The following is an 11,469-nucleotide window of genomic DNA, read 5'->3' on the forward strand; positions in this document are numbered from 1 at the left end:
GGGCCGTCTCATCCATCGTGTGGCGCCGCCACGAGCGGCCTTCACGCGCCTCGGATTCCAGCCATGAGCACCACCGCCGACGACCTGATCCACACCTCCTCCGAGCCGCACGCCGACAGCGGCCACCAGCGCAGCTTATCCGGCCTTGCCCAGCGCAGCGTCATGGCGGCGGCGCTGGCGTTTTCGGCCTATCAGCTCGTCGTGGCCGCCTTCCACCCCCTGTCGAGCCTGGTGATGCGCTCGCTGCATGTGGGCTTTCTGATGTTGCTGGTGTTCTGGGTCGTGCCGGCGCTCAAGCGCGGGAGCTGGATGCACCGCATTCCGTGGTTCGACTGGTTGCTGGGCGCAGCCGCCTTCGGGCTCGGGCTGTATCACTGGTTTTTCGAAGCCGACCTGATTCAGCGCAACGGCGACCCGACGCTGTCAGACCTCTGGGTCGGCGCCGCGGTGGTGGTGTTGCTGTTCGAGGCGGCCCGGCGCAGCCTGGGCTTGGCGCTGCCGCTGGTGTGCGCGGCCTTTTTGCTCTACGGCCTGTTCGGCCAGTACCTGCCTGATGCTATCAGCCACCGCGGCTACGGGCTCGACCAGATCATCGGTCAGCTCTATCTCGGCACCGAGGGCATCTACGGCATTCCCACCCTGGTGTCGGCGACCTACATCTTTCTGTTCATTCTGTTCGGCGCGTTTCTCGAACATGCCGGCATGATTCGGCTGTTCAACGCCCTGGCGCTGGGGCTGGTGGGCAAGGCGCGCGGCGGCCCGGCCAAGGTGGCCGTCATCTCTTCCGGATTGATGGGCACCATCTCCGGCTCCGGCGTGGCCAATGTGCTCACGGTAGGCCAGTTCACCATTCCGCTGATGAAGCGCTTCGGCTACTCGCCGGTGTTCGCCGGGGCGGTGGAAGCTACGGCCAGCATGGGCGGGCAGATCATGCCGCCAGTCATGGGCGCGGTGGCCTTCATCATGGCCGAAACCCTCAATGTGCCGTATGCCGACATCGTCAAGGCCGCCATCATTCCGGCCGCGCTCTACTACCTCACCGCGTTCTGGATGGTGCATCTGGAGGCGGGGCGCAAGAAATTGCTCGGCCTGCCTGCCGACCAGATTCCCAACTCCTGGAAGGCGCTGAAGGAAAACTGGCATCTGGCCCTGCCGCTGGCCGCGTTGGTGTGGATGCTGTTCCACGGCTTCACTCCGATGTTCGCCGGCATGATGGGGCTGTCGCTCACCGCCATTTTGCTGCTGGGCGCAGCCATCGCCGCGCGAATTACCCATACGGCGTTCCGCATGGTGTTCTGGTTTGCCTGCGGTCTGGGCGCTGCGGCGTTTCTGCAGTTCGGCATCCTGCCGGTGCTGGGGATCATTGCGGCGCTGGTCGCCATCAACTTGGTGGTCAAGGGCGGACGTCAGACGCTGCGCGTTTTGCGCGACAGTCTGATCGACGGCGCCCGGCAGGCCCTGCCCGTGGGCATCGCCTGCGCCATCGTCGGCGTGATCGTCGGTGTGCTCACCCTCACCGGCGCGGCCACGAGCTTTGCCGGGTTCATCGTGGACATCGGCGCGCACAGCCTGCTGCTCTCGCTGCTGCTCACCATGGCGGTCTGTCTGGTTTTGGGCATGGGCATTCCCACTATCCCGAACTACATCATCACCAGTTCGATTGCCGCGCCCGCCCTGCTCAAGCTGGGCGTGCCGCTCATCGTCAGCCACATGTTCGTGTTCTATTTCGGCATCATGGCCGACCTCACGCCGCCCGTGGCGCTGGCCGCGTTCGCCGCAGCCTCTGTGGCCAAGGCTTCGCCGATGCGCATTGGCTTCAAGGCCACGCAGATCGCGTTGGCGGGCTTCGTTGTGCCGTATATGGCGGTGTACGACCCGCAGCTCATGCTGCAAGGCGACTGGACCTGGCTGGGTGTGGCCTATGTGACGGCCAAGGCCATTTTGGCCATTGTGCTGTGGGGCGCGGTGGCCGTGGGTTATCTGCGCGGACCGATGTCGGTACTTGAACGCCTGCTGGCGTTCTGCGCCGCCGCCTTGCTGATCACTGCGCTGCCGATGACCGACGAGGCCGGGTTCGCCTTGGCGGCCATCGTGCTGCTCTGGCATAGCCTGCGCGCACGCGGACTGGCCGCACAGGCGGCGAGCTGAAAGATCAAAGCTTTTTCTGCCAGAACTGGGCCCGGCCAAAGGCCGGGTCGAGCGCATAGGTCTCGAAACCGAAACGGCGATAACTCGCAATGGCTGACGCGTTGCCGTCGAGCACTTCCAGCGTGAGCTTTCCGCAGCCCCGAAGACGCGCCACGTCTTCCACCCGCTGCAGCAGGCGGCGGGACAGACCCTGGCCGCGGTAGTCGGGCTCGACGTACACGTCATGCACGTTCATCAGGGGCCGAGCCATGAAGGTGGAAAAGCCCTCGAAGCAGTTGATGAGCGCAACGGGTGTGGCGCCGTCGAACGCGAGGACGCCAAAATAATCGGCGCGTTCGCGCAGTCGCTGCACCAGCACGGCCTTGACCTCGGGAGCGAGGTCTTCGCCGCCGCCCATCGGATCGCGGGCGTAGCGGGAAATGAGTTCCAGCAGCGCGTGGGCATGCTCAGGAAGGGACAAATCGACATCGACAAGGGTGATCACGCTGCACATCTCCAATGAAAACGGGGCGCCTTCGAGACGCCCCGTGTTGGCAGAAATGGTAGCGCGAGGCCGGTTCAGCTTATTTTTTGATGTCGCCGCAAGCCACGTATTTCTTCATGTCCTGCGCGCTTTCATGCACGTTGATGGCCATGGGCTCCTTGAACAGATCGTCCATGCTCACGGACGGCAGCTTAGTGACCGACTTGCCGTCCACCACGTTTTCCAGCGGATACTTGGGAACCGGGTTGAGGTTGGCGCAGGTGCCGGGGTGGATATGGTCGGGCTGCGCCACGCCTTTGGGTCCGCCCTTGATATGGACGGTGACTTCGATGCCCTTGCCCATGGGCTTGATCAGGGCGTAGCCGGTTTCGCCGGAATTGTTCTGGGCGGCAAGCTCGATCTTCAGTTCGTGCGGCATGGTGGAGGCAAAGGCCGGTGCGGCAGCAAAGCCGAGCAGGGCCAGGGAGAGTGCAAGTTTGTGCATGGTGAACTCCAGGGAAAAGGGCATTGATCAGGGAAAACACCGCGCGCTCTGCGGCGCAAAAGTGCTTTGCGAAGCTTAATGAGCCGCGCATCTCCATGCTGGCCCGTCTGGTATTGCGTGGCGCAGGGTGTTTTGCGCCGCCGCGCCGCCGTTACCATCGCCGCATGGCTCTTCAACTGTTCGGAATTCCGGTTTCTCGCGGCATGGCCATTGGGCGTGCCGTCATCCTCGCTTCGGCCCGGCTGGACGTGGCGCATTACTTCGTCGACCCCGGCACGGAAGAGGCGGAAATTGAGCGCCTGCGCGCCGCGCGCCGTGCCGTGCGCGCCGAACTCGACACCCTCAAGGCCGATCTGCCCGCTGATGCCCCAGCCGAAATGGCCGCCTTCATCGATGTGCACAAAATGCTGCTCGATGATCGGCAGATGGCGCTCGACACCATCACCTGGATACGCCAGCGCCGCTACAACGCCGAGTGGGCGCTCACCGCCCAGCTCGACGTCATTTCGCGCAATTTCGAGGAAATGGACGACACCTATCTGCGCGAACGCATCGCCGACGTCGAGCAGGTGGTCGAACGCGTGCTGCGCGCCCTTCGCGGCAGCGCGGGGCTGGCCCGCTCGGCCAGCGGCAATGGCGATCTGGTGCTCATCGCCCACGACATCGCCCCGGCCGACATGCTGCAGTTCAAGACCGGGGTGTTTCGCGGCTTCGTCACCGATGTGGGCGGCAAGACTTCGCATACCGCCATCGTCGCCCGCAGTCTGGATATTCCCGCCGTGGTGGGCGCGCGCTCGGCCGGCAGCCTGATCCGCCAGGACGATCTGGTCATCATCGACGGCGACAGCGGGCTGCTCATCGTCGATCCGTCACCCGTCATCCTCGAAGACTACCGCCTGCGCCAACAGGAATCGCAGCTCGCGCGCGAACGGCTCAAGCGCCTGAAATTCACCCCGGCGCGCACCCTCAACGCTGAACCGGTGGAGTTGCTCGCCAATATCGAGCAGCCCGAAGACTGCGCGCCCGCGCTTGAAGCCGGTGCGATGGGGGTGGGCCTGTTCCGCACGGAATTCCTGTTCATGAATCGTGGCGACAATCTGCCCGGCGAAGACGAGCAGTACGCCGCGTACAGCCGCGTGATGCAGGCCATGCAGGGCAAGCCGGTCACCATCCGCACCATCGATATCGGCTCGGACAAACCGCTCGACGCCGAAGACTATCGCGACGGCGAGTTCACCCACCTCAACCCGGCGCTGGGGCTGCGCGCCATTCGCTACAGCCTGTCCGACCCGGCGATGTTCCGCATGCAGTTGCGCGCCTTGCTGCGCGCCGCCGCTCTCGGGCCGCTGAAGGTGCTCATCCCCATGGTGGCGCACGCCAGCGAAATCCGCCAGACCCTTGCCGAACTCAACAAGGCCCGCGCCGAACTCGATGCCAAGGGCGTTTCATACGGCCCGGTGGAACTGGGCGCAATGATCGAAGTGCCGGGCGCCGCGCTGGCGCTGCCCTTGTTCCTGCGGCATTTCGACTTCCTGTCGGTCGGCACCAACGACCTGGTGCAATACACCCTGGCGATCGACCGCGCGGATGAGAGCGTCTCCAACCTCTACGACCCGCTGCATCCCGCAGTGCTCAACCTGCTGGCGCAGATCATCAGCCAGACCCGTGCTGCGGCCGCTTGGAAGGGCCGGCCGGTGGAAGTGAGCGTGTGCGGCGAAATGGCCGGCGACCCGAGCATGACCCGCCTGCTGCTGGGCATGGGCCTGCGCAGTTTTTCCATGCATCCGTCGCAGATCCTCGCGGTCAAACAAGAGGTGCTGCGCGCCGACCCCGACAAACTCACGCCGCTGGTACAGACCGTGCTGTCGAGCTTCGAGCCCGAAGAACTGCAGGCGGCGCTGGCGGCGTTGGGCTAAAGACTTGCGGGAACCTGTCGAGCCAGGGCCGATCTTCACCTGCAGCCCCCCCCTGACGCCCTTTTCTCCGACCGATCCGTGCGCTTCGCCTCGCCTCATTTCCGCCTACGCTGCCTGCGCCGCATCAGCCAGCAAGCCACCGTCTGGCTGCTCGGCGCCGCGCTATCTGGCGCGCCGGTCTGGGCGCAAGGCGCTGACACCCGCGCCCCCGGCTACGCCAGCAGCCTGCCGACCTTGGGAGACCCCGCGCAGGGCAGCCTGTCTTCGGTACAGGAAAAACGTCTGGGCGAAATCATCATGCGAGAAATGCGGCAGGAGCCCGACTACCTGCACGACAGCCTGCTGCGCGACTACCTCCAGGCCATCGTCGACCGCCTCACGCCCGCTGCCCGGCGCACCGCCGAGATGGAGGCGCCCGCGCACTTTCGCGTGTTTCTGCTGCGCGACCGCAGCTTCAACGCCTTTGCCCTGCCCGGTGGCTGGATCGGGGTGCACACCGGGCTGATCATCGACGCGCAATCGCACGATCAAGTGGCGGCCGTGTTCGCCCATGAAATGTCGCACATTACCCAGCGACACATCGCCCAGCGGCTGGCGCAGATGGGCCGTGACAGGCTGCTGAGCATCGGCTCGCTGCTGCTGGCCGTCGCCGCCGCGAGCGCGGGGCAGGATCAGGCCGCGCAAGGTCTGGCGATGGGCGGGCAGGCCGCAGCCATCGACAGAGCCTTGCGTTTTTCGCGCAGCAACGAGCGCGACGCCGACCGCACCGGCGAAGAGGTGCTGGCGGAATCGGGCTATCCACCGCAGGCCATGGCCAGCATGCTGCTGCGGCTGCAAAACCTCTCCCGGCTCGACGACTCCGATGTGCTTGCCTTCCTGCAGACGCACCCGCTGACCAGCGAGCGCATCGCCGACGCCCAGGCGCGCGGCGGCAACCAGCCCCTGCCGCCCGACCACGATCTGATGTTCTGGCTCATGCACGCCCGCGCCCGCGCGCTCACCCCAACCAAGCGCGACGCCATGCAGCGCGAGGAAAAGCGCTTCAGCGCCGACAAAGCCGCCTTCCCCGCCCAGCAGGCCGCCATCGCCTACGGGCAGGCCGTGTTGCTGCAAAGGCTGGGCCGGTTCGACGCCGCCGCGGCGGCGCTCACGCGGGCGCAAGCTGCGGCCGCCAGCGCCCCGGCCGCCGAGCGTCTGCCCCTTGATCTGCTGCAGACCGAATTGCTGCTGGAGCATCAACCCGCGCAGGCCGCCGATGCAGCGCGTGCGCTTTACCGCCAGTTTCCGCAGTCCACCGCCGCCCGGCATCTGTTGGCGCGCTGCCTGCTGGCTTTGCCCGATAAAAAATCGGCGCGCGAGTTTCTGCGCCAGCAGACCGTGGCGCATCCACAAGACATCGTGCTGTGGCAAGACCAGGCCCGCGCCGAGGCCGCCCTGGGCGCCTTTGCGGCGCAACACCGCGCCACGGCCGAGGCTTACGCCCTGGAAGGAAAGACCGAAGCGGCCATCGAACAACTGCACATTGCGCAGCGCACGCCGGGGGCAGATTACTTCGAGGCATCGATCATCAACGCCCGTCTGCGCGCCCTAGAACAAGCGCACGCGCAGCAGGTGCAGATCGACAAGACACTGCCGCAGTGAACGCCGCGCCGGAGCAATCGAATCTGCCGCGCAAGGATAATGCCACGCATGGCTGCGCCTTCACCGACATCCCCTGCCCCGACCTCCGTGTCTGACCGATTCCCGCTATCGCAATCGCTTGCCCTTGGCCTGCTTGGGCTGGCCATGTCGCTGCCGCTGATCTGGCCTTTCGATCCGGGCGTGGTGGCCAAGATGGGCACCACGCTGGTTGCCGCTGCGCTCTGGGCCGCCGTGTTTCTCGCCGCAGCCTGGAGCGGCCTGACGCCGCGCTTCGGCCTGGCGGCGCTCGGCTTTGGTGTGGCCGCTACCGTGGTCGGCCTGCAGACGCTCAGCGGGCAGCTCGCATACGCCAGCCAGGGCGCGATCACCGTAGCGGTGTTGTTGAGCGCGGCGCTGATCGCCGGGCTGGGCAACGCCGCCGTGCGGCGCACCAGTCGTGCAGGCGCGGGTATGGACCCACACCCCTGGCTCGACGTAGCCGCGGCCGGACTGCTGCTGCAAGGGGTGATTCAGGTGGTGTTCGGACTGGTGCAGTTCGCCCTCTGGCAGATGCCGTCGCTGGCCTCCTGGCTGGCGGCGCATGCACCGCTGTACGCCGACCTCATCAGCTACCCCTCGACCGGGCGGGTGTTCGGCAATCTGCGGCAACCCAATCATTACGCCACCGCCGTCGCGCTCGGCCTGGCCGGGCTGGCCTGGTGGGCGCCGCGATTGCGCGTAAGCGTGGTCTGGGCCACCGTCATCGGCATGAGCTGGGCGCTGGTGGTCTGCGGCTCGCGCACAGGCATGGTGCAGGCGGTCGTCGCCGCCATTCTGGTGCTGATCGCGGTGCGCGGAGCCTGGCGCGACCCACGCTGGGCGGCGCTGGTGGCGGTGCCGGTGCTGTATGCGCTGTGGTGGTTGGCGTTGCGCGAAGCCGATCACCTCGGCTGGATCAGCTTTCTCGATGCCGTGACGCGCCAGCTCGACCAGCCCGTCAATGCCCGCGCGCTGATCTGGCGCAATGCCTGGCAGGTGTTCGAGCATCTGCCCTGGTTCGGCGCGGGCTGGGGGCAATTGGGCTGGGGGCTGCAACACGCGGCCATTCATCATGCCCTGCACCCACTGCCGCTGGACAATATCGACAACGCCCACGATCTCATTCTGCAACTGCTGGCCGAAACCGGGCTGGTAGGCACCCTGCCGATTGTGATCGTCGCCCTGGCCTGGCTGTGGCGCTCGGCCCGGGGCTGGATGCAACAGGGCCGCGCCGCACCGAACGACGCCTCGCCGATCGCCCTCACCGCCTGGATGGGCGTGGCGTTTCTGGGCCTGCACAGCCTGGTCGAATATCCCCTGTGGTATCTCTATTTCCTCTGGGTGTTTGCCTTTCTGGCAGGCTGGATGGACGGGTTCGGCCGCGGCGAGGCCGCCCCGGTCGCGCTGACGCTGCCCCGCCCTGCGGCACTCGCCGTGGGCGCGCTGGCCGTCGCACTGGTCGCCAAGGCGGGCTACGACTACAACGTCACCAACACGGCGTACTCCGCAGATCGCGTTGAGGCCGCTGCGGCCATCCGGCAGGCTCAGCGCGGCGATCTGTTCTTCCGACCGCTGATCGGCTTTGCCGTGGCCAGCGGCCTTCAGGTGCGCGCCGCCGACTCTCACGCCGATCTGCTGCGCGAGCAGGCCGAGATCGATCGCGTCAGCCATGCCTACGGCGATCCCAATCTGCTGATCCGGCGCATCCTGCTGCTCAGCCGCCTCGGCCATGCGCAGCAGGCGCTGGCGCTGGCGCGCTACACAGCCAGTTCGTTCTGGCTGTATGCCCCCGGACTGGTCAAGCAGTTTCCCGCGCAGGCCGCGCAGGCCGGTCTGTCTGCAGCGCAAACCGCGCCCTTGCTCGAAGCTTTGAAGCAAGCCCCCGTGCTGCGACGGGTTGTCGTACCGGTCAATCATTGAATCATTGAACTCACCTCCCGCTGCACGCGGAAGGTGTGCAGGATTTGTCACAACGATCATCGCGCCGCTTGTCGGGGTCTTTTGATGCGGCGCAAAATAGATACTTACTCTACAGATTTCCCATGCCTTCCCTCGCCCGCGTTCAGTCGATGTTGACCCAACCCGCCTTTCGGGAGGGGGTGCGCGATATGCGCGCCGTGTCTCTGGGCATCGCCGCCTGGGGATTGGTAACGGGCGTCGCCATGGTGAAGTCGGGGCTCAGCGTGCAACTGGCGCTGGCCATCAGCCTGTTCGTGTTTGCGGGCAGCGCCCAGCTCGCCGCGCTGCCGCTGATCGCAGCCGGAGCACCGCTCTGGCTGATTCTGGGCACCGCGTTTTGCGTCAATCTGCGTTTTGTCGTCTTCAGCGCGCAAATGCGCCCCTATTTCGAGCAAGTGCCGCGGTGGCGCCGTCTGGCCTACGGCTACCTGATCGGCGACCTGAACCAGGTGCTGATGATCCGGCGCCATCCCCACCCCACCCACGATCCGCAGCAGGCGCAATACTTTCTCGGCGTTTCGCTGACCAACTGGGTCGCCTGGCAGATTCCCTCACTGCTCGGTATTGCAATGGCACAGCACATTCCCGGCAGTTGGGGGCTTGCGTTTGCTGGCACGTTGGCGCTGCTGGGCATCGTGCTCTCGCTGCTGGCCGACCGCACGATAGCCGGGGTGATCATCGTCGCCTCGGCCTTGAGTGCGCTGCTGTTCTGGCTGCCGCTACGGCTCAATCTGGTGGCAGCCATCGTCGGCGCGCTGATCGTGGGCATGGCGTGGGAAGCCTGGAGCAGCCGCCAGCTCACCGCGAACGCTGTACTCGACGGCACCAAACCTTGAGAATCGAGCGGCCATGACCTTGTTCCAGCAGATCGCCCTCGTGGTCGGCATGACGGCCGTGACGGTGCTGAGCCGCAATCTGTTTTTGCTCTCGCGCAAAGCCATGCCCTTGCCCGCGCGCGTCAAGATCGCCCTGCGCTTCGCCCCGGCAGCAGCGCTGGCCGCCGTGGTGGCGCCCGAGTTGTTTTTACTCACCCCGCTCGGGCCGCCCTGGGTGAAACTGGGCGCAGCCGTGATTGCGGCGGGCTATTTTTTCGCACGCCGGGGCATTCTGGGCACCATACTCAGCGGCATGGTCGCCTATTGGGCCTTGAGCTGGATCAGCCACACCTGGGCTTGAGAACAACGGCGGGCAAGATTTGCTTGCGCGTCGTATTACGGGTGATGCGGTACGAGATCGGCTCCACCGATGTGTCGGTGACACAGGTTCCAGCGATTTTTACCCTGCTGTTTTGCCACATACATGGCGTCATCGGCGCGTTGCAGCAACTCGAAGCTGCTGCGCGCGTGCGTGGGAGCGGCCGCCACACCGATACTGGCCGTCACCCGCATGCCCGAGAGCAGGTCGTAGCCCGCCGCCGCGCAGACCTCGACGAGCTTGGCCGCAAGCGACTGCGCGGCCGACAGATCGGCCACGGCGCTAAGCGCCACAAACTCATCGCCGCCGATGCGGCCTATGGCGTCGTCGCGCCGCAGCACGTCCTGCATGGCGTGCGCCACCTGCACCAGCAAACGGTCGCCGCGCACATGACCGAGGCGGTCGTTGATCTGCTTGAAGCCGTCGAGATCGATGAAGCACAGAGCGAGCATGTCGTCGCGGGTGCGTCGCGCCAGCGCGGTATCGAGACGCTCCATGATGGCGCGGCGGGTGAGCACCCCTGTCAGCGCGTCGCGTTCGGCGCGGTGCAGCAGCCGGGCGTGGGTGTCGATCTGGTGGGTGATGTCGCGCACGAAGGTCAGCAGCGAAACCACGCGCCCTTCCTCGTCGCGCAACGCCGAAAGCGTCCACTCCACCCAGATCCGCCGCCGGTCCTTGCGAATGTATTGCGCCTGTTCTACCCAGTTGTCGATCTCTCCGCGCAGCAAGCGCTCATAGACCGCCAGGGTGCGCGCGCGCTCCTCCTCGGGCACCCCCATGGCCAGGCGATGCGTGCCCAGGCGTTCGGCCTCGGAGTAGCCCAGAATGGCCTCGGCCGAACGCGACCAGCGCGTGACGATGAGTTCGGCGTTGCTCTCGATCACGCCCCAGGGCAGATTGTCCAGCGCCTGTTCGAGCAGCCAGTTCGAGCGTTTGAGCGCCATCGCGGCGGTGACGTCGTCGTGCACATCGTGCGCAATGGTGTAAATGGCCTCGATGCGCCCGCCCATGCCCCGCTCGGGAAACACCTGGATGCGCGCCCAGCGTGGCGGATCAAGATGCCGAAGCAGACGCAGGTAATCGGCCTGCTGACCCGCAAAACCCCGCTCGAACGCGGGCTGCGCCGCGGTCCAGGCCTCATCGCCGTAAAGCTCTTTGAGCGTTCTGCCGCGCAGTTGGTCAGGATTTCGCCGCGCCCAGCTCACATAGGGCGGATTGAAAAAGGTCAGCCGCCCGTCGGCGTCCCAGCGGCCTATGGGCAGATCGACCGCTTCGAGCAGACTTCTGACTTCCGGCACGGCGGCCAGTCCGGGCAAAAGCTCTACCCCGGGCATCGGGGCCGGGTTGGGCTCGGGCTGAAAGGAGTCGCTCATGGAGGAAGACAAGTGAGGTGTCGGGATTTTCAGAGTGAGCCGGGTGAGCGGGGTGAGCCGGGTGAGCCGGGTCAACCAGCCTGACGAGATTCTGACGGCTGGCGCGAAGTCGTCAAGAGCACGCTCTACACTACACCCCGGTTTCCTGTGAGGGATTCCACATTTTCGCTGATCGCGCCGCCCATGAGCTGGGCCAGCTCCTGCGAGATCGCCAGGCCCAGACCGCTGCCGCCGGCGCGCCGGCCGGCTTCG

General features: G+C 66.0%; 9 protein-coding genes. 6 read left to right on the plus strand and 3 right to left on the minus strand.

What is annotated here, in order from left to right; translation table 11 throughout:
• Positions 1-63: 63 nt before the first annotated feature.
• Positions 64-2,148 (plus strand): TRAP transporter permease, encoded by a 2,085-nt coding sequence (locus ABT24_RS09215; protein ID WP_276728170.1) that lies wholly within the window; start codon positions 64-66, stop codon positions 2,146-2,148.
• Positions 2,149-2,152: 4 nt separating this feature from the next.
• Here ABT24_RS09215 and ABT24_RS09220 read toward each other — a convergent pair whose 3' ends face one another.
• Together ABT24_RS09220 and ABT24_RS09225 are read right to left on the minus strand one after the other, a co-directional pair.
• The gene (locus ABT24_RS09220) at positions 2,153-2,641 is read right to left on the minus strand and encodes a GNAT family N-acetyltransferase (protein WP_013105108.1); all 489 of its coding nucleotides are present in this window, start codon (positions 2,639-2,641) and stop codon (positions 2,153-2,155) included.
• 70 nt (positions 2,642-2,711) lie between these two features.
• Positions 2,712-3,116 carry a hypothetical protein gene (locus tag ABT24_RS09225; protein ID WP_276728167.1) on the minus strand — a complete coding sequence of 135 codons (405 nt, stop codon included), beginning with the start codon at positions 3,114-3,116 and terminating at the stop codon, positions 2,712-2,714.
• 164 nt (positions 3,117-3,280) lie between these two features.
• Between ABT24_RS09225 and ptsP the strand changes: the two genes are divergently transcribed.
• The 5 genes from ptsP (at position 3,281) to ABT24_RS09250 (ending at position 9,826) form a co-directional block, all read left to right on the plus strand.
• Positions 3,281-5,032 (plus strand): phosphoenolpyruvate--protein phosphotransferase, encoded by a 1,752-nt coding sequence (gene ptsP / locus ABT24_RS09230; RefSeq protein ID WP_276728165.1) that lies wholly within the window; start codon positions 3,281-3,283, stop codon positions 5,030-5,032.
• A 78-nt stretch (positions 5,033-5,110) separates the two neighbouring features.
• Positions 5,111-6,673 carry a M48 family metalloprotease gene (locus tag ABT24_RS09235; protein ID WP_276728162.1) on the plus strand — a complete coding sequence of 521 codons (1,563 nt, stop codon included), beginning with the start codon at positions 5,111-5,113 and terminating at the stop codon, positions 6,671-6,673.
• An 87-nt stretch (positions 6,674-6,760) separates the two neighbouring features.
• Positions 6,761-8,611 (plus strand): O-antigen ligase family protein, encoded by a 1,851-nt coding sequence (locus ABT24_RS09240; RefSeq protein ID WP_276728159.1) that lies wholly within the window; start codon positions 6,761-6,763, stop codon positions 8,609-8,611.
• 122 nt (positions 8,612-8,733) lie between these two features.
• Positions 8,734-9,486, plus strand: a complete 753-nt coding sequence (locus ABT24_RS09245; RefSeq protein ID WP_276728157.1) for an AzlC family ABC transporter permease — start codon at positions 8,734-8,736, stop codon at positions 9,484-9,486.
• Positions 9,487-9,499: 13 nt separating this feature from the next.
• Positions 9,500-9,826: an AzlD domain-containing protein gene (locus ABT24_RS09250; RefSeq protein WP_013105102.1), complete on the plus strand. Its 327-nt coding sequence runs from the start codon at positions 9,500-9,502 to the stop codon at positions 9,824-9,826.
• Between the two features lie 35 nt (positions 9,827-9,861).
• Here ABT24_RS09250 and ABT24_RS09255 read toward each other — a convergent pair whose 3' ends face one another.
• Entirely contained in the window at positions 9,862-11,217 is a 1,356-nt protein-coding gene (locus tag ABT24_RS09255) for a sensor domain-containing diguanylate cyclase (protein WP_276728154.1), read from the minus strand.
• Positions 11,218-11,469: the final 252 nt, after the last annotated feature.

Origin of the sequence: Thiomonas sp. SCN 64-16, assembly GCF_001725585.1 — a bacterium.
Taxonomy (GTDB): domain Bacteria; phylum Pseudomonadota; class Gammaproteobacteria; order Burkholderiales; family Burkholderiaceae_C; genus Thiomonas; species Thiomonas arsenitoxydans.

What these genes read in the sequence shown, in the direction of transcription:
- ABT24_RS09215 (WP_276728170.1), top strand. Translation starts at nt 64, where the DNA reads ATGAGCACCACCGCCGACGACCTGATCCACACCTCCTCCGAGCCGCAC.
- ABT24_RS09220 (WP_013105108.1), bottom strand. Translation starts at nt 2,641, where the DNA reads ATGTGCAGCGTGATCACCCTTGTCGATGTCGATTTGTCCCTTCCTGAG.
- ABT24_RS09225 (WP_276728167.1), bottom strand. Translation starts at nt 3,116, where the DNA reads ATGCACAAACTTGCACTCTCCCTGGCCCTGCTCGGCTTTGCTGCCGCA.
- ptsP (WP_276728165.1), top strand. Translation starts at nt 3,281, where the DNA reads ATGGCTCTTCAACTGTTCGGAATTCCGGTTTCTCGCGGCATGGCCATT.
- ABT24_RS09245 (WP_276728157.1), top strand. Translation starts at nt 8,734, where the DNA reads ATGCCTTCCCTCGCCCGCGTTCAGTCGATGTTGACCCAACCCGCCTTT.
- ABT24_RS09250 (WP_013105102.1), top strand. Translation starts at nt 9,500, where the DNA reads ATGACCTTGTTCCAGCAGATCGCCCTCGTGGTCGGCATGACGGCCGTG.
- ABT24_RS09255 (WP_276728154.1), bottom strand. Translation starts at nt 11,217, where the DNA reads ATGAGCGACTCCTTTCAGCCCGAGCCCAACCCGGCCCCGATGCCCGGG.